The sequence below is a fragment of the Burkholderia sp. Se-20373 genome (genome assembly GCF_017104705.1).
Classification (GTDB): Bacteria; Pseudomonadota; Gammaproteobacteria; order Burkholderiales; family Burkholderiaceae; genus Burkholderia.
On sequence record NZ_JAAGPH010000026.1, the window covers coordinates 52,604 to 69,856 of the forward strand.

The window sequence follows — 17,253 nt, forward strand, 5'->3', positions numbered from 1 at the left end:
GTGTTTCGGTGAATCAGTGCGTCAGGGCTTCAGTGCGCGACCGGCGACACTTCGAAGACGCAGTGGTCGTGATGCTCGGCCGCGCACTGCACTTCCAGCGATCGCGCACGCGGCGCGCCCTTGCCTTCCGGCGTCGTGTCGTTGACCCAGTCCATCGCGCCGGCGAACCAGCCCGCGAACATGTAGCAGAGCTTGCCTTCCTTGCCCGGCTGCTGGAGCACGAACGACGAGTGGCGCAGCTCGATCTTGGCGCGCGCGCTGGCCGGGTCGGCTTCGATGATCGAGAACAGCCCCCAGCCGCGCTGCGACAGCCGCTTCAGGTAGTGCTCGAACACGGCCATGCCGGTCAGGCCGTGCAGCTTCGCTTCCTTGTCGCACCAGTGGTAGGCGGACTTGTAGCCGGCCTTGTAGAGGATCTCGGCATACGCTTCGACGCCGAGCGCTTCCTCGACGGCGACGTGGTTGTTCGTGAAGAAGTGGCGCGGCACGTACAGCATCGGCAGCGCGTCGGTGGTCCAGACGCCGGTATCGGGATCGACGTTGATCGGCAGTTGCGGTTGCATCGTGGTGACTCCGTGAGGAAATTGGCCGCGCGGCTCGGTGCCCAGGCGCGACATCGTCCGCGCGCCCGTGCGGCTTGCACGGGCACGTCCCGATTTCTTTTAATGTTGAATCGCTGAAGGCGGTTCGGCGTTCGCGGCGCTTATGCGCCCCACACGTCCTTGAACACGCGCACCCAGTTCTCGCCCATGATCTTGCGGATACGCGACTCCTTCCAGCCGTGGCGTTCCATCGCCGCCGTGAGGTTCGGGAATTCGCCGATCGTGCGGATGCCGTCCGGGTTGATCACCTTGCCGAAGTTCGTCAGCTGGCGATAGCGGCCCTTGTCATGCGTCAGCATGTCGAAGAATTCCTTCGCGTAATCCTGCGTGAAGTCCGTGCCGATGCCGACCGCATCCTCGCCGATCAGGTTCACGACGTAGTCGATCGCCTCGATGTAGTCGTCGATGTTCGCTTCGATCCCGCGCTTGAGGAACGGCGCGAACATCGTCACGCCGACGAAGCCGCCCGCATCGGCGATCTCCTTCAGCTGCTCGTCGCTCTTGTTGCGCGGATGTTCCTTCAGGCCCGACGGCAGGCAGTGCGAGTAGCACACCGGCTTCTTCGAGAACGCGATCGCTTCCGACGACGTATTGCCGCCCACGTGCGACAGGTCGACCATGATGCCGACGCGGTTCATCTCGGTGATCACTTCGCGGCCGAAGTCCGACAGGCCGCCGTCACGTTCGTAGCAACCGGTGCCGACCAAGTTCTGCGTGTTGTAGCAGAGCTGCACGACGCGCACGCCCATGTCGGCGAACGCTTCGATGTAGCCGATGTTGTCCTCGAACGCATGCGCGTTCTGGAAGCCGAGGATCACGCCGGTCTTGTCTTCCTTCTTCGCGCGGAAGATGTCTTCCGTCGTGCGCACCAGCGTCAGCAGCTCGCTGTTGTCGCGGATCTTCTTCTTCATCACGCCGATGTTGTCGACGGTCTTGGTGAAGTTCTCCCATACCGACACCGTGCAGTTCGCGGCCGTGATGCCACCCTTGCGCATGTCTTCGAACACCGGCTTCTCGAACTTCGAAATGTTCAGCCCGTCGATGATGATGCTGTCTTGATGCAGCGTGCTCATGTGTTGCTCCAGTATTGTCGGGTCGGTGGGATCAATAGATCGGGAAGCGTTCGCACAACGCGAAGATCTCGCGGCGCACGCGCTGTTCGGTCGCGTGGTCGCCTTCCGGGTTCGCGCGCAGCGCGTCGAACACTTCCAGGATCAGGCGGCCCACCTCGCGGAATTCCGCGACGCCGAAGCCGCGCGTCGTGCCGGCCGGCGTGCCGAGGCGGATGCCCGACGTGACGGTCGGCTTCTCGGTGTCGAACGGAATGCCGTTCTTGTTGCAGGTGATGCCCGCGCGCTCCAGCGCCTGCTCGACCGGCGCGCCCTTCAGGCCCTTCGGGCGCAGGTCGACCAGCAGCAGGTGGTTGTCGGTGCCGCCCGTGACGAGATCGACGCCGCCCGCCTTCAGCACTTCGCCGAGCGCCTGCGCGTTCGCGAGCACGTTGTCGATGTAGGTCTTGAAGTCCGCATGCAGCACTTCGCCGAACGCGACGGCCTTGCCGGCGATCACGTGCATCAGCGGGCCGCCCTGCAGGCCGGGGAACACGGCCGAGTTGATCTTCTTCGCGATCTCCTCGTCGTTGGTCAGCACGAAGCCGCCGCGCGGGCCACGCAGCGTCTTGTGGGTGGTCGACGTGACGACGTGCGCATGCTCGACCGGGTTCGCGTGGCGGCCCGCGGCGATCACGCCGGCGATGTGCGCCATGTCGACCATCAGCTTCGCGCCGACGCTGTCGGCGATCGCACGGAAGCGCGCGAAGTCGAGCGCACGCGGGTAGGCCGAGAAACCGGCGATGATCAGGTTCGGCTTGTGCTCGTGCGCGAGCGCCTCGACCTGGTCGTAGTCGATCCGCATCGTGTCGCGGTTCACGCCGTACTGCACGGCGTTGAACCACTTGCCCGACAGCGCCGGCTTCGCGCCGTGCGTCAGGTGGCCGCCCGCGTCGAGCGACATGCCGAGCACCGTGTCGCCCGGCTTGGCCAGCGCGAGCATCACCGAGCCGTTCGCCTGCGCGCCCGAGTGCGGCTGCACGTTCGCATAGCCGGCATTGAAGATCTGCTTGACGCGCTCGATTGCCAGCGCCTCGACTTCATCCGCGAATTCGCAGCCGCCGTAATAGCGCTTGCCGGGATAGCCCTCCGCGTACTTGTTGGTCAGTACCGAGCCCTGCGCCTCGAGCACGGCGCGCGACACGATGTTTTCCGACGCGATCAGCTCGACCTGCGACTGCTGACGCTCGAGTTCCTTCAGGATGGCGCTGCGCACCGGTGCGTCGCGCTCGGCGAGGGACTGCGAGAAGAAAGGCTGGGTGTTCGACATAGTGCGTCCGTGACGAAGAATAAGGGGCTGAAACCGAAGCTCAAGGCCCGCCCTGCCTGGGTTTCCCGCTCGTCCCGTACAAGGCTGCCGACGGCTCTATTCTTGTCGTTCGGATTTTCGGCGGATTGATGAATTTAGACGCGTTCTTTGCCTTTTCCGCCATCCGCGTCCGTTTTATACAAGTAACCGGTCGTGCTTTTTCGGATGACCAACAGAAATGGTCGAGGCAGTTCACCTATGAACAGGCACGCCGGCGGTGCGATTGCCGCCCGGTCGGGGTGCAGCCCGTCACGAATACGGTGCAGTGCAGCATGCCGCTTTCAGCCAGACAACGTAGGGATCTAGGGTTTAGCCGTATGGCACGCTTGTTGCGCTGGCTCACACAATATCGCAGCCCGATCGGTGCCCCCGGGCGTAAAGCTATTAGAGATTCTAGGAACGCTCCCCATGTCGCCCGACCGCACAGCGTCGCTGTCCCACTTCGCGTTCATGCCGTTACCGAACTTCACGATGATCGCGTTCACCAATGCGATCGAGGTGCTTCGGATGGCGAACTACCTGAGCGGCCAGCCGCTCTACCGCTGGTCGGTCATCAGCCCGGACGGCGGCCCGGTCACCGCGAGCAACGGCCTGACGGTCGACACCGGCCCGGCCGAATGCGTGGGGCAGCCCGACATCGTGTTCGTGTGCGGCGGCGTCGACGTGCAGCGCGCGACCACGCCCGCCCATCTGTCGACACTGCGCCGCTTCGCGCGCTCGGGCATCCCGCTCGGCAGCCTGTGCACGGGCACCTATGCACTCGCGAAGTCGGGGCTGCTCGCGGGCTACGCGTGCGCGATCCACTGGGAGAACATGTCGGCGCTGAAGGAAGAGTTTCCGGACACGCGCTTCCTGAAGGAACTGTTCGTGATCGACCGCGACCGCATCACGTGCACGGGCGGCGTCGCGCCGCTCGACATGATGCTGAACCTGATCGCCGCGCGCGTGGGCACCGCGCGCGTCACGCAGATCGCCGAGCAGTTCATCGTCGAACACGTGCGCGACACGAGCGCGCAGCAACGCATGCCGCTCGTCGCGCGCCTCGGCTCCGCGAACAAGTCGCTGTTCGAAGTGATCTCGCTGATGGAGAACAACATCGAGGAGCCGCTGTCGCGCGAGGAGCTCGCGCGGCTCGCGAACATGTCGCAGCGGCAACTGCAGCGCCTGTTCCGCGAACACCTCGGCATGACGCCGACGCACTACTACCTGACGCTGCGGCTGCGCCGCGCACGCGAACTGCTGCTGCAGACCGACATGTCGATCATGCACATCACGATGGCGTGCGGCTTCCAGTCGGCGTGCCATTTCAGCAAGAGCTATCGCGACGCGTTCGGCGTCGCGCCGACCCGCGAGCGCCGCAAGCAGGTGGCGCCGCTTGCGCAGGGTGCGGTGAGCGCCGGCCCCGCCTTTCCGGCGCATGTGCTGCATGCGTGATCCGCGCCGCGCTCGACGAAAAAAAGCGACCTCGAAGGTCGCTTTTTTCTTTCCGCTTACGATCCCCACACCTGCATTTCGTCGAGCGAATACCCCCACGGCGTCGCGCGCTTCGTGCCGAGCATCCGCACGTAGCGGCCATGCCCGTTCAGGCTCGGCAGCGTCACGTGGCCGTACGACACGCCGTTGTTCGTCGAGTAGATCGTCGTCCAGTTCGCGTTGTCGTTCGACGTCTGGATCTGGTACACGAGCGCGCCCGCATCCCAGTAGAGATCGATGCTGCTGATCGTCTTCGTCGCACCGAGATCCACCGAGATCCATTGCGGATCGACGCCCGCGCCTTCCGGCGAATCCCAGCGCGTGCTCGTGGTGTTGCCGTCGAACGCCTTGTCGGGCGTGAGCGATGCGTTGTAGCTCGCCGAGGCGGCAGCCGGACGCCCCTGCGACAGCAGCGTCGGCTGCGCGGCGGCCGGGCCGCCGTAGTAGCTCGACCCGAGCTTGGCCTTGGTCGTGTCGGCGTTCACGCCGAACGGCGACAGGCTCCAGCGCTGGCCGGTCGTCACGTCACCGACGTAGAGCTGGTAGCCGCCCGCCGTCGTCGACGAGAAGAACACGTAGTGGGTGCCGCTCACCGGCGCCGGATCCGAGTTGTTGCTCACGCAGTCGTTGATCGGCAACGCGTTCGGCGTCGACGCCGGGTCCGCCGTCTTCGTGTAGATCTGGTCGGCCTGGCCGCTGTCTTTCCAGCGCGCGTAGAACACCATGCCGTCCGCGCGCACGATCGGGTAGTACGTCTGCAGCCCGGCCGGAGCATCGAACACCGCCGTCGCGCCGGTCGCGAGCGTGCGCTTCATCAGCCCCATGTTCGCGCCCGTGCCGGTCGCGTAGTACACGGCGCTCGCATCGGGCGCGAGGAACGGCATCGAGTATTCGGCGCCGGAGGGTGCGTTCGTCAGGCTCACGACCGACGTGAACACCGGGCCCGCGCTCGTGTACGACAGCGTTGCCTGCTTGACGTCGCCGTTCTGCTTGAACACGAGCGTCTTGCCGTCCGTGCTGAATTTCGGATCCTCGTTGCGCGTGGCGCCCGTGCTGTTGGTCAGGTTGACGGGCGGCGTGCCGGCGCCGAGCTGCAGCATGAACACGTTCCATGCGCCGTTGCTGATGCCCATGAATGCGAGCCACTTGCCGTCGGGGCTGAACACGCCGTTCATCGGATCGGTGATGCCCCACGCGCTCTTGCTCAGTTGCGTCAGCGTATGGGCCGAGAAGTCGTACAGGAACAGCTGGCTCGTGCCGTCGCCGTACTTGACGTAGCTGTGATAGACGAGCTTGCCGGTCAATGCGGCGGGGAACGTCGCGTTGGATTGCGTCGGCGGATTGCTGATGCAGGCGGCCTGCGCGGCGCCGCCGAGGAGGTTGAGGGCCACGCCGGCCACGAGGCCCGCGACGAGAGTGTTCAATTTCACGCTGAAGATTTCCGGTTAGGGTCATGACACCGCTGACTAGACCTCGCACGCACAGGCGCACGGGGCACGGATCAGCCGGCGGACAGCGTGAATTCCGTATCGGTCAATGTCGGGAACAAGGATTGCTCGAGGGGCGAAAGCATGCCAGCGTGTCGCGCCGAAAAACAGGATCAGTGCCCGTGAAAAACGAGCGGATCACGGGATAACGACCCTGTGGCGCAGCGCGCGCCGTGCTACTCTTTTTTCGGCACAAAGCTGCTCGACTTGAGGCACGCATGAAGCGTTATGCGAAGCTCGCCCGAACGATTTCCGAGTCGATCCGGCGTGGAGATCTGGCCCCCGGTACGCGCATTCCCACCGTGCGCGCCGCGTGCCGCGCCTATGGTGTGAGCCCGTCCACCGTGTTTCGCGCGTACTACGCGCTCGAAGGCGAGGGTCTGATCGTCGCGCGCGCACGATCCGGTTATTTCGTTGCGAACCTCGAAGACAAGCACGTGCGGTTCGGCCATGAACCGCCGCGCAAGCCGGCCGCCCCGCCCGCGGGCAACGGCGATACGTTGTTCCGGCTGCTCGACTCGCTCAGATGCGAGGACATCGTCCCGCTCGGCTCGGCCTTCGCCAGCTATTCGCTGTTCCCGATGAGCAGCCTGTGGCGCGCGATGGCGTCGGCGGCCCGCAACATGGATCGCACGGCCCTGCTGTCCGGCGCGCCGCCCGGCCACGACGGGCTGCGCCGCCAGATCGCGCTGCGCTACCTGAATGCGGGCGCGGCGCTGCCGATGGACGAGATCGTCATCACGACCGGCGCGCTCGAAGCGCTGACGCTCAGCCTGCAGGCGTTGACGCGCCCCGGCGATATCGTCGCGATCGAGCGACCGGCGTTTCATGCGGCCCTGGAGGCCGTGCAGCGCCAGCACCTGAAGGCCGTCGAGATTCCGGTCGACCCGCGCACCGGCCTCGATCTCGGCGCACTCGAGAAAGCGCTCGACACGCATCCGGTGCGGGCCTGCTGGTTCATGACGTCGTTCCACAACCCGACCGGCGCGACGCTGACCGACGAGCGCAAGCGCGCACTGATCGACCTGCTCGCGGCACGCAACGTGCCGCTGATCGAGGACGACGTCTACGGCGAGCTGCATTTCGGCATGGCGCCCACGCGCCCCGCCAAGCTGTATGACGACAGCGGTCTCGTCCTGCATTGCGGTTCGTTCTCGAAATGCCTCGCGCCCGGGTTCCGGATCGGCTGGGTCGCGGCCGGACGCTACGTGCGGCAAATTCGACAAGCAAAGGGCGCCAGCGCGCCCGCGGCCGACGTGCCTGCGCAGATGGCGATTTCGAACTACCTGCGCGACGGCGCGTACGACCGCTTCCTGCGCAAGCTGCGCCGCAATCTCGCCGCACACCAGGCACAGATGCTGGCGGCCGTGCGCGCGTATTTTCCGGCCGGCACCGAAGTGTTCGCGCCGCGCGGCGGGTATTTCCTGTGGATCGAACTGCCGCCGCGCATGGATGCGATGCACCTGTTCGGCGATGCGATGGAAAGCGGCGTCAGCATCGCGCCGGGGCCGATCTTTTCCGCGACCGGCGGATTTCGCCGCTATCTTCGGCTCAATTACGGCCGGCCATGGACGCCGGCGGTCGAACACGCGATGGAGACCATCGGGACGCTCGCGGCCCGGCAGCGGCGGGACGGTTAGCGCGGAACCGACGCCTCACGACAGCCTGTTTGTGCCTTGCGTTTCACGCGCCAGCGACCAAAAATGAAGCGGTAGGCCATCACGGACGAACGTGTTCCGCGCACCCGCTGTCACGGAGAATCCCATGAACACCGCATGCGAACGACAGTCGACGAGGTACGCGCCAATGCATTCCGGCACGGGCCGATCGGGCGCCGTGCCGGAACGGCTCACGACGACCGGCGCGCGTTCGCGTCGTTGACGCCGCCCACCCGCTTCCAGCGATGCGAGTCCTCCTCAACCGTACCATTCGCACACGCGACGACTGGCGCGCGATCCTGAACGCGCGAGCGCAAGCGCGGCGCACCGCCAGCTTCCGCTGCAGGGAATGCGGCTTCGTGGCCTTCCGTGCGCTCGAGCACTGCCCCGACTGCGGACGGCGGAACCGGCCGTTCGATTCGATCTCCCGCGCACCGGATGCCACGCCTGCTCCGCCCGCCGCTCACACGTGGACATCGCGCATCACGCGCGCGCTTCGCAACGCTGCGGTCCAGCAACCTCGGGCATCGACCGCACCGATCCTGAGCATCCTGACACTTGTGCTGCTGGTCGGCGGCTATGTGGTGGTCGACCGGACATGCAAGGCCGATCCGGCCTGTCGCGGTTCGAATGATTCGCGCGCGATGGCGAGCGATGCCGCCCCGTACGCATCGAACGACCCCGTGCTGCCGGTCTTGCCCGCACCCGTCTATCCGTTTCATTCGACTGACGGAACACCGGCGGCGGTCGCCCGACCGGGCAGCCCGGGCGCGGAGACCGCCCGCGCACCCGCGGGACGGACGGCAGTCGCGCGAGCGGCGCCGGCCATGCGCGCACCCGACCGGTCGCACCCCACCGCCACGGTTCGCCTGGCGGGCTGGAAAAGCAATCACGGTGCCGCGCATCGCCCGCATACCATCCACCGCGTGAGCACGCACACCGCACGTGCGCGACGCGCCGTCAGCAATACGCAGCAAATCGCGCAGCTCTATCGCGGCCACTGAGCGCGCAGGCGCGTTCGTCGCTTCATTTTTCTAAGCGACCCCTCATAAAACCTCGTTTGCGTCGCGACTCACGCGTGACGTTCGATGGATCGGACGCCCACGCCGGCACATCACGCATCTCGCACCTCGCGTATTGCGTTCCGGCCGGCCGCCTGATCCGCCGAACGGGGTCGTCGATGAATGCACTGCAACTCGCGACCCTTGCCGCCATCTGGGGCGCGTCCTTCCTGTTCATACGCATGGGCGCACCGGAAGCCGGCGTCGTCCCGCTGATCGCGCTGCGCGTCACACGCGTCGAACGCCAGCCCATCACGCACGAGCCCCCAGGCACGAACGATGCGCCCGAGCACGCCTTGCGTTCTGGCCCGCGCGCGACAAAGAATGAAATCGGCAGGCGGCGCGACGAAGTGAACAGCGGGCGGTCGCCCCGGCCGCGTGGCGGTTTCAGCGGAGGAATTCCATGAGCACCGAGAGCACACTCCAGGCGACGATCCAGGCACTCGTTCAGGATGGCAAAGGCTTGCTGGCGGCCGACGAAAGCGGGCCGACCATCGCGAAGCGCTTCAAGACGATCGCGGTCGAATCGACCGAAGCGAACCGCCGCGCATGGCGCACCCTGTTGCTGTCGACGCCGGGCCTCGGCGAATTCGTCAGCGGCGTGATCCTGTATGAAGAGACGCTCGGGCAATGCGCGGACGATGGCACGCCGTTGCCCGAACTTGCGGCTCGCCAGCAGATCGTGCCGGGCATCAAGGTCGACGCGGGCAAGATTCCGCTCGCGCTCGCGCCCGGCGACGAAATCACGCAAGGGCTCGATGGGCTTGCGGCGCGCCTGGACGGCTACCGGCGGCAAGGCGCGCGGTTCGCGAAATGGCGCGCGGTGTACAACGTGTCCGCCACGCTGCCAGGCCATGCGGCGATCGAAGCCAACGCCGAAGCGCTGGCGCGCTATGCGGCGATCTGCCAGGAGGCCGGCGTCGTGCCGATCGTCGAGCCGGAAGTGCTGATGGACGGCGATCATTCGATCGGCCGCTGCGCGCAAGTGACCGACGCCGTGCTGCACGCCGTGTTCAATGCGCTGCACCGGCATCGGGTCGTGCTGGCGCACATGTTGCTCAAACCGAGCATGGTCGTCGCGGGCAGCACGCACGCCGCGCAGGCGGCCCCCGCCGAAGTCGCGGAAGCCACGGTGCGCCTGTTGCGCAGCGCCGTGCCGGCCGAAGTGCCCGGCATCTTCTTCCTGTCCGGCGGACAGACGCCCGAGGAAGCGACCGCGCATCTCGACGCGATGAATCGCATTGCCGGGCGGCCGTGGCTGTTGAGCTTTTCCTATGGGCGCGCGCTACAGGAGCCGCCGCTGGCCGCGTGGAAGGGACAGGCGGCCAACGTCCGCGCCGCGCAGGACGCGCTGCTGCTGCGCGCACGCCTGAACGGTGCGGCCTGTCGCGGTCAGTACGACGCCGCGATGGAGCGCACCGCGTGAACGGAGCCGGTCGAATGGCGCCCGGTCGATCGTTCACGCGTGAGCGTCTCGCCCGGCGCTATCGCGGGCACTGAGCGGGCACGTCCCGAACGCACAAAGGGCCGGGGCGCTTGCACGCCCCGGCCCCTTCGATTACCGCGCGGTGAACGGTCGCGTTATGCCGCCAGCAACCCGTGCGGGTCGATGACGAATTTACGCGGCGCGCCGCCGTCGAACTTCTTGTAGCCTTCCGGCGCCTGGTCGAGCGAGATCACTTCGACGTTGACGATCTTCGCGATCGGCAGCCGGTCGAACAGGATCGCCTGCATCAGGTTGCGGTTGTACTTCAGCACCGGCGTCTGGCCCGTGAAGAACGAGTGCGACTTCGCCCAGCCGAGGCCGAAGCGGATGCTCAGGCTGCCGTGCTGCGCGGCCTTGTCCTTCGCGCCCGGATCGTCCGTCACGTACAGGCCCGGGATGCCGATCGCGCCGGCCGGGCGCGTGATTTCCATCAGCGAGTTCAGCACCGTCGCGGGCGCTTCCTCCGCATGGCCCGACGAACCGTGGCCGTGCGCCTCGAAGCCGACGCAGTCGACCGCGCAGTCGATCTCGGGCACGCCGAGGATCTGCTCGATCTGCTCGCCGAGCGAGGCGTCCTTCGACAGGTCGACCGTCTCGAAGCCCATCGCCCGCGCGTGTGCGAGGCGTTCCGCGTTCATGTCGCCGACGATCGTCACGGCCGCGCCGAGCAGGCGCGCCGAGGCCGCCGCCGCCATCCCGACCGGGCCCGCGCCCGCGATGTAGACCGTCGAACCCGGCTTCACGCCCGCGCTCACCGCACCGTGATAACCGGTCGGCAGAATGTCGGACAGGCAGGTCAGATCGCGGATCTTCGCCATGGCCTGATCCCGATCGGGGAATTTCAGCAGGTTGAAATCGGCATACGGCACGAGCACGTACTCGGCCTGGCCGCCGATCCAGCCGCCCATGTCGACGTAGCCGTAGGCGCCGCCGGCACGCGACGGGTTCACGTTCAGGCACACGCCCGTATGCGTGTCCTTGCACATCGCACAGCGGCCGCAAGCCACGTTGAACGGCACCGACACGAGATCGCCGAGTTTCAGCGTCTCGACGTCGCGGCCGATCTCGACCACCTCGCCCGTGATCTCGTGACCGAGCACGAGGCCGACCGGCGCGGTCGTGCGGCCGCGCACCATGTGCTGGTCGGAACCGCAGATGTTCGTGCTCACCACTTTCAGGATCACGCCGTGGCCGATCGCGCGGCCGCTCGGATCGACCATCTTCGGATAATCGATTTTCTGGACTTCGACCTGGCCCGGCCCAAGATAGACGACACCTCGATTGCTGCTCATCGTATTGTCTCCATGTCTCGTTGGATGGCGCCGCGGCGCGCCGGCGCCATGCGGCGCACGCGCAACGTGCTGTTCGAGAGTAGTCCCGGAGGCAGGGGCGCCGATGTCTCAAACGCGACACGTGTTTGAACGGCGCCGACATCGATGTCGGAAATGCGAAAGTCGGGCGGGAAACGACGGGAAGGTTCGGCGCGTGGGGGGACGCGCTGGAGGGTGATGGTGCCGGGGCGCCGACGAGCGCCGTGACGCGCCCGGCGGCAGGCCGGTCGTGGCGACCGCGCTGCCCCTCACTCGGGCCGTCGTTACCCGCCCTGATTTTCGCGGATGATCGCGGCGGCGGCGCTTTCCGCGTCGCTCGCGACACCGTCGTGCACGCGCGTGCTGACGGCCGGCGTCGGCGGCTCGCTGTCGAGCGCGTGGCCGTTTCGATCGTGCGTGTCGACCGTCGCGCGCATCGACAACCCGACGCGCAGCGGATGCGCGGCAAGATCGCGCGCATCGAGCGCGATCACGACCGGCACGCGCTGCACGACCTTGATCCAGTTGCCGGCCGCGTTCTGCGACGGCAGCATCGAGAACGCGCTGCCCGTGCCCGCCGAGAAGCCCTGCACGCGGCCGCGATAGGTCACGCGCGAGCCGTACAGGTCCGACACGACCTCGACCGGCTGCCCGACGCGCATGTGGCGAATCTGCCCTTCCTTGAAATTCGCCTCGATCCACAGCTGGTTGAGCTGCACGATCGACATCAGCGGCACGCCGGGCCCGACCTGCTGGCCGACCTGCACCGAACGCTGCCCGATCGTGCCGTCGACCGGCGCGACGATCGTCGTGCGCTGCAGGTTCCGGTACGCGAGCTTGAACTGCGCGGCCGCCTGCACGACCGCCGGGCTTTCGTCGACAGGCAACCGGGTGCCGAGCGCACGTGCCGCATCGAGCTGCGCCTGCGCGGCCGCGAGATTCGCCTGCGCACCGGCGACCGCCGCGCGCGCTCGCGCGAGTTCCTCGGGCGCGACGATCTCGACCGACGCACCCGAGCGTGCGGCGAACGCGCGCTGCGCGAGCGACAGGTCGGCGCGCCGCGCATTCACGGCCTCGACGTACATCGTGTTCGAGATCTTCGCGTTCGCGACCTGCCGCACCGCCTGTGCAAGCTGCGCCTTCGCCTGCGCGAACGCGACGGACGCCTCGGTGTCGTCGAGCTTCACGAGGGTCTGGCCGGCGCGCACGGCCTGCGTATCGGCCACCACGACGTCGGTCACCGATCCGGGGATCTGCGCGGCGACCTGGACGATGCTGCCCGCGACGTACGCGTCGTCGGTATCTTCGTAATAGCGATCGCTCAGCAGCCAGTACGCGATCCATGCGAGCGCGGCCACCAGCACGACCGCGAAGAACGCGATGAAGCGCTTGCGGCGCGTCGCGCGGCGCGCGTCGAGTGCCGGATCGTTCAGTGCGGCCGGCGGCGCGGCGGTATGGAGGTTGTCGTGGTGCATCAGTCGCTTTGCGTAACGATCAGACGATCGTGCTGGAACAAGGGGATCGGCGGCATGACCGACGGGCTCGGCGCCGGATTCGCCGCGGCCGTGTGCGCGAGAACGGCGGTGCTGCGCGGTGTCGCGGCGACGGCCGGCGTGCGTGCCGCGTCGTCGCGTCGAGCGGGCCCCGCATTCGATGCAGCGACGATCGGCGGTACGGCCACGCTCGCCGCACGCACATCGGCCGACGGCGTCGCCACCGGTCGGGTTGCGGTCGGCGTGGTCGGCGTGGTCGGCGTGGTCGGCGTGGTCGGCGTGGTCGATGCGGTCGATGCGGTCGCAGCAGCCACGGCGGGCGCGGCAGTCACGGCAGTCGAAGCGCCGCGCTTCGCCGCCCCGCTACGCGCCCGATGCGCAGCCGGCGCCTGCGCAACCGTCGCCCCCGCATCGAACCCGCCGCCCAGCGCGCCGATGAGCCCGATGTGCAGCGACCGTTGCCGGCCGAGCAACGCGATCATCTGCGCGCGCTCGTCGATCAGCGTGAGATCCGCGACATCCACGTCCTTCTGCATCAGCACGCCGCGCCGGTGCCGGTCGGTTGCGATCTCGACGATCTTCTGTGCGGCGGCGACCGCGTCCTGCTGCTGCGCGACGAGCGTCTGCGACGTCTGCAGCGACGTGACGAACTGCGCGACCTGCCCGAGCGCGTCGTCGACGGTCTTGTTGTACAGCCCGATCGCGACGTCGGCCTGCGCGACATCCGCACCGAGCTTCGCCTTCAGCCGGCCGCGATCGAAGATCGGCAGTGAGATCGCCGGGCCGATGGAACCGGCAAGCGCATCGCGCGAGAACAGCGATGCAGGCGTCAGCGCGAACACGCCGCCGAGCGCGACGAGGTTCACGTCCGGATAGAACTGGGCGCGCGTCGAATCGGCATTCGCGAACGCGGCTTCGACACGCAAGCGCGCGGCGACGATGTCGGGCCGGCGCCCCAGGAGATCGGCCGGCAGCCGCGCGGGCAGCGCGCCGCCCGGGAATGTGCCGACGCGCGGCCGCTGCAGCGCGAGCCCGCGCTCGGGACCACGGCCGGACAGCACGCCGAGCTGCAGCTGCGCGAGCTTGATCTGCTCGTCGTTCATCGCGATCTGCGCGAGCAGCTTGCTGCGCTTGATCGATGCGTCGCTCGCGTCGTACGCGTTGTCGAGCCCGCGCGCGGTGCGCTCGCGCAGTACCGTCGTCACGCGCTGGCTGACCTTCAGTTTCTGCTGCAGCAGGTCCTGCGTCGCATACGCTTGGTCGAGCTGGCAGTACACGGTGACGATCGCGACCGCCAGCGTGAGCCGCACCTGCTCGGCCTCGACCCGCGCCGCTTCGCGCAGCGACATCAGGCTCTTCGTCGCGGCGCGGTTCTTGCCCCACAGATCGAGCTGGTAGGTCAGCCCGACGAACACCGACGACGGCGAGGTGTTCGGATCGCCGAAGATCTCGACCGGCACGCGATAGCCGCTGACCGACACGTTGGCGACGTCGTCGCCCGGCTTCGGCATCCGCGCGCGGCTGACCGTCGCGCCGGCCGTGCCCGTCAGCCCCGTCAACGCATCGAACTGCTGAAGCTGCGCCTGCGCGATCCGCAGCCGCGCCTGCGCGACCTGCAGGTCGGGGTTGTTTTGCGCAGCCTCGGCCACCAGCGCGTCGAGCTGCGGATCATTCAACTGCTTCACCCAGTCGGGCGCGGGCCACGCGCCGTTCACGCCGGGGCCGGCCGTATGCGCGAGCGCATCGTCGGCCGGCGCGCGCAACGACAGCGACGGCAGGAAGCCCGACGGCACGCATCCGCTCAATGCCAGCGACGCGGCCGCGGCGACGATCATCATCGAGCCGCCCTTCACGCCACGCGCCATCTTCGCCGCTTGATTCACACGCCGCATCGCGCCCCTCATCCCTGCTGCACGCGTTGCGCACGCGCGGCCAGACGCGGCCGCGTGCGTTCGAGCGGGCCGAGCCGGCCGAACAGGCCATCCGCGACCCCGAACAGGATGCCGGCGAGCTTCGCGCGCTTGTCGCGTTCGACGAGCGCGATCTGCACGACCTGCCATAGCGTCAACAGGTTCGGCACGATCGCCACCGGAAAGCGCAACCCGTACTGCATCCCGAGCTGCACCGCATTGCGCGCGCTGTAATAGCGCCGTTGCCACGAGTGATTCATCGACGTCATTTCAAAAGGGCCGAGCGCATGACGCTGCTTCGCGCCGATCCGGTGCGGCAGCACCAGCGACGGCACGACATAGAGCGGCACGTTGCGCGACAACGCGCGGAAGCTGTATTCGGTATCGACGTGATCGATGAATAGCGTCTCGTCGAAGCGGCCGAGCACGTCGAACGCGTCGCGCGACACGACGCAGCCCGACGAAATCAGGAACGCGCAGCGCTGCAACGACGCGCCCGGCTCGATGCGCAGGCGGCGCAGTCCGATCCCGTTGGTCGACAGTTCGGGCAGGAAGCTGCGCGCGTTTTCGTCGAAGATGCGCGGGCCCGCCAGGAACGGGCGCCCGCCAAGCCCCGCGCAGACTTCGCGCATCGCGGGGAAATACGCGGCCGGCACCGACGAATCCTGGTCGAACAGCGCGACGGCGTCGATCCGATCGCGAAACAGCGCCGCGAGCCCCGCGTTGTACGCGCCCGCGATCCCGCCGCGATTGCCGTGATGCAGCAGCGCGATGCCCTCGCGCGCGCACAGCTCGCGGGCCCGCGCATCGGGCTGCGGCGTGTTGTCGACGACGAGCAGCGCGTCGCACGCGTGCCGCCATGCGCCGAGCGCGTCGAGCTGTGCATCGCTCGGGTGATACAGGATCACGAGTGCGCCGAGTGTCGTCATGTTCCTCTCCTCAATGCCCGAACGACGCCGCCGCGCCGCGTTTCGGCCGCGTCAGCCACATCATTGCCGCGAGGGCCAGACACGTCATGCTCGCCATCCAGAACATGTCGTTGGTCGCCATCATGTAGGCCTGCTGCATCACGACCTGATGCAGCGTCGACAGCTCGCGCACGCCGTCCACGCCCATCGCGTTCAACGTGTGCACGAAGCGCTGCGTGTTCGCCGACGCGTGCGTGACGGATTGCGACACGACGTCGTAGTGATAGGTCGCGCGGTTGTCCCACAGCGTCACGCTCATCGCGGTGCCGAACGCGGCGGACAGCGTGCGCAGGAAGTTCGACAGGCTCGATGCGGCCGCGAGCCGGTCGTCCGGAATGCGCGACAGCGTCGCGGCGGTCAGCGGAATGAAGAAGCACGGCAGCCCGATCCCCTGGATCAGCCCCGGCGCCGCGATCTGCGCGAACGTCATCTTCAGCGTGAAATGCGCATCCCACGCGAGCACGGCCGCGAACACGAGGAAGCCGAAGGTCGCGAGCACGCGCGCGTCGAAGCGATGCGCGTGCAGCCCGACGAGGATCGAGAACACCAGCGCGAGCACGCCGAGCGACGCCGTGGCGAGCCCGGCGTGAAACGCGTTGTAGCCCATCACGGCCTGCATCCACAGCGGGAACACGACGCCGACCACCGAGAAGCTCATCATTCCGAGCGAGATGATCAGGACACAGAACGAGAACGTGCGATCGCGGAACAGGCTGAGATCGACGACGGGATGCGCTTCGCCCGCCTCCCAGATCAGCAGCGACACGATCGAGAGCGCCGCGACCACCGCGAGCGTGACGATCAGCGGCGAGCCGAACCAGCCGCGATCGTGGCCGAGATCGAGCATCGCCTGCAGCGAGCCGACGCCGATCACGAGCAGCACGATGCCCGGCACGTCGATCGGGCCGGCCTCGCCGCGTTGCGCGTCGGGCCGCAGCATCGCGGTGCAGACCGCGAACGAGAACAGCCCGATCGGCAAATTGATCAGGAAGATCCACGGCCACGAGAAGTTGTCGACGATCCAGCCGCCGACCACCGGCCCGAAGATCGGCGCGAGCAGCACCGTCATCGCCCACAGCGCGAGCGCGATCGTGCGCTTGTCCGGCGGAAACGTGCGCAGCAGGATCGTCTGCGACAGCGGCACCATCGGCCCGGAAAACAGCCCCTGCAGCGCGCGGCATATCACCAGCACGTGCAGGTCGCGCGCGAGCCCGCACAGCAGCGACGTCAGCGTGAACAGCAGGATCGCGCCGACGAACAGCCGATGTAGAGCGCCTTGCCCTGCTGCACGGCGGATGCGAGGGCGCCCGCCGTTTCCTCGAGCGGCGTGTGCGCGTCGAAGCGGTGCGAATAGAAGATGTCGACGTAGTCGAGCCCCATCCGCTGC

12 protein-coding genes and 3 pseudogenes are annotated in these 17,253 nt (G+C 67.5%); 5 read left to right on the forward strand and 10 right to left on the reverse strand.

The genetic code is table 11. The features are described 5' to 3' along the window. Positions 1-29: 29 nt before the first annotated feature. From G3N96_RS11935 to G3N96_RS11945, 3 genes are all read right to left on the reverse strand, one after another. Complete coding sequence (locus tag G3N96_RS11935; RefSeq protein WP_124578593.1) at positions 30-563, reverse strand: DUF5943 domain-containing protein; 534 nt, start codon at positions 561-563, stop codon at positions 30-32. 140 nt (positions 564-703) lie between these two features. Next, positions 704-1,675, reverse strand: a complete 972-nt coding sequence (locus G3N96_RS11940; protein ID WP_042588480.1) for a dipeptidase — start codon at positions 1,673-1,675, stop codon at positions 704-706. Between the two features lie 31 nt (positions 1,676-1,706). Next, positions 1,707-2,981: a serine hydroxymethyltransferase gene (locus G3N96_RS11945; protein WP_124578595.1), complete on the reverse strand. Its 1,275-nt coding sequence runs from the start codon at positions 2,979-2,981 to the stop codon at positions 1,707-1,709. Positions 2,982-3,428: 447 nt separating this feature from the next. Here G3N96_RS11945 and G3N96_RS11950 point away from each other — a divergent pair, with 447 nt between their 5' ends. Next, a complete protein-coding gene (locus G3N96_RS11950) occupies positions 3,429-4,454 on the forward strand; it encodes a GlxA family transcriptional regulator (RefSeq protein WP_124578597.1) in 1,026 nt (341 codons plus the stop codon). Positions 4,455-4,510: 56 nt separating this feature from the next. Here G3N96_RS11950 and G3N96_RS11955 read toward each other — a convergent pair whose 3' ends face one another. Next, entirely contained in the window at positions 4,511-5,923 is a 1,413-nt protein-coding gene (locus tag G3N96_RS11955) for a discoidin domain-containing protein (RefSeq protein ID WP_206137344.1), read from the reverse strand. 275 nt (positions 5,924-6,198) lie between these two features. Here G3N96_RS11955 and G3N96_RS11960 point away from each other — a divergent pair, with 275 nt between their 5' ends. From G3N96_RS11960 to G3N96_RS11975, 4 genes and pseudogenes are all read left to right on the forward strand, one after another. Continuing rightward, the gene (locus tag G3N96_RS11960) at positions 6,199-7,620 is read left to right on the forward strand and encodes a PLP-dependent aminotransferase family protein (RefSeq protein ID WP_206137345.1); all 1,422 of its coding nucleotides are present in this window, start codon (positions 6,199-6,201) and stop codon (positions 7,618-7,620) included. Between the two features lie 263 nt (positions 7,621-7,883). Beyond that, entirely contained in the window at positions 7,884-8,642 is a 759-nt protein-coding gene (locus G3N96_RS11965) for a hypothetical protein (protein ID WP_206137346.1), read from the forward strand. A 176-nt stretch (positions 8,643-8,818) separates the two neighbouring features. Beyond that, positions 8,819-8,929: pseudogene (locus G3N96_RS11970) on the forward strand (EamA/RhaT family transporter); the annotation flags it as partial. 173 nt (positions 8,930-9,102) lie between these two features. Further along, positions 9,103-10,125, forward strand: coding sequence for a class I fructose-bisphosphate aldolase (locus G3N96_RS11975; RefSeq protein ID WP_124585972.1), 1,023 nt, complete (start codon positions 9,103-9,105; stop codon positions 10,123-10,125). Positions 10,126-10,280: 155 nt separating this feature from the next. Here G3N96_RS11975 and fdhA read toward each other — a convergent pair whose 3' ends face one another. The 6 genes and pseudogenes from fdhA to G3N96_RS12005 form a co-directional block, all read right to left on the reverse strand. Next, positions 10,281-11,477, reverse strand: coding sequence for a formaldehyde dehydrogenase, glutathione-independent (fdhA, locus tag G3N96_RS11980; protein ID WP_059525191.1), 1,197 nt, complete (start codon positions 11,475-11,477; stop codon positions 10,281-10,283). A 302-nt stretch (positions 11,478-11,779) separates the two neighbouring features. Then, positions 11,780-12,970, reverse strand: a complete 1,191-nt coding sequence (locus G3N96_RS11985) for an efflux RND transporter periplasmic adaptor subunit (RefSeq protein WP_206137347.1) — start codon at positions 12,968-12,970, stop codon at positions 11,780-11,782. Next, positions 12,970-14,880, reverse strand: coding sequence for an efflux transporter outer membrane subunit (locus tag G3N96_RS11990; protein WP_206137348.1), 1,911 nt, complete (start codon positions 14,878-14,880; stop codon positions 12,970-12,972). Before G3N96_RS11990 ends, G3N96_RS11985 begins: the two co-directional genes overlap by 1 nt. Positions 14,881-14,888: 8 nt before the next feature. Then, complete coding sequence (locus G3N96_RS11995) at positions 14,889-15,827, reverse strand: glycosyltransferase family 2 protein (RefSeq protein ID WP_206137349.1); 939 nt, start codon at positions 15,825-15,827, stop codon at positions 14,889-14,891. Between the two features lie 10 nt (positions 15,828-15,837). Beyond that, positions 15,838-17,130, reverse strand: a pseudogene (locus G3N96_RS12000) (DHA2 family efflux MFS transporter permease subunit); the annotation flags it as partial. Beyond that, positions 17,118-17,253: pseudogene (locus G3N96_RS12005) on the reverse strand (aldo/keto reductase); the annotation flags it as partial. The pseudogenes G3N96_RS12000 and G3N96_RS12005, both read right to left, overlap by 13 nt.

Excerpts from the sequence above, each read along its gene's own strand:
- G3N96_RS11935 (WP_124578593.1), bottom strand. The coding sequence starts at position 563 with ATGCAACCGCAACTGCCGATCAACGTCGATCCCGATACCGGCGTCTGG.
- G3N96_RS11940 (WP_042588480.1), bottom strand. The coding sequence starts at position 1,675 with ATGAGCACGCTGCATCAAGACAGCATCATCATCGACGGGCTGAACATT.
- G3N96_RS11945 (WP_124578595.1), bottom strand. The coding sequence starts at position 2,981 with ATGTCGAACACCCAGCCTTTCTTCTCGCAGTCCCTCGCCGAGCGCGAC.
- G3N96_RS11950 (WP_124578597.1), top strand. The coding sequence starts at position 3,429 with ATGTCGCCCGACCGCACAGCGTCGCTGTCCCACTTCGCGTTCATGCCG.
- G3N96_RS11960 (WP_206137345.1), top strand. The coding sequence starts at position 6,199 with ATGAAGCGTTATGCGAAGCTCGCCCGAACGATTTCCGAGTCGATCCGG.
- G3N96_RS11965 (WP_206137346.1), top strand. The coding sequence starts at position 7,884 with ATGCGAGTCCTCCTCAACCGTACCATTCGCACACGCGACGACTGGCGC.
- G3N96_RS11975 (WP_124585972.1), top strand. The coding sequence starts at position 9,103 with ATGAGCACCGAGAGCACACTCCAGGCGACGATCCAGGCACTCGTTCAG.
- fdhA (WP_059525191.1), bottom strand. The coding sequence starts at position 11,477 with ATGAGCAGCAATCGAGGTGTCGTCTATCTTGGGCCGGGCCAGGTCGAA.
- G3N96_RS11985 (WP_206137347.1), bottom strand. The coding sequence starts at position 12,970 with ATGCACCACGACAACCTCCATACCGCCGCGCCGCCGGCCGCACTGAAC.
- G3N96_RS11990 (WP_206137348.1), bottom strand. The coding sequence starts at position 14,880 with ATGCGGCGTGTGAATCAAGCGGCGAAGATGGCGCGTGGCGTGAAGGGC.
- G3N96_RS11995 (WP_206137349.1), bottom strand. The coding sequence starts at position 15,827 with ATGACGACACTCGGCGCACTCGTGATCCTGTATCACCCGAGCGATGCA.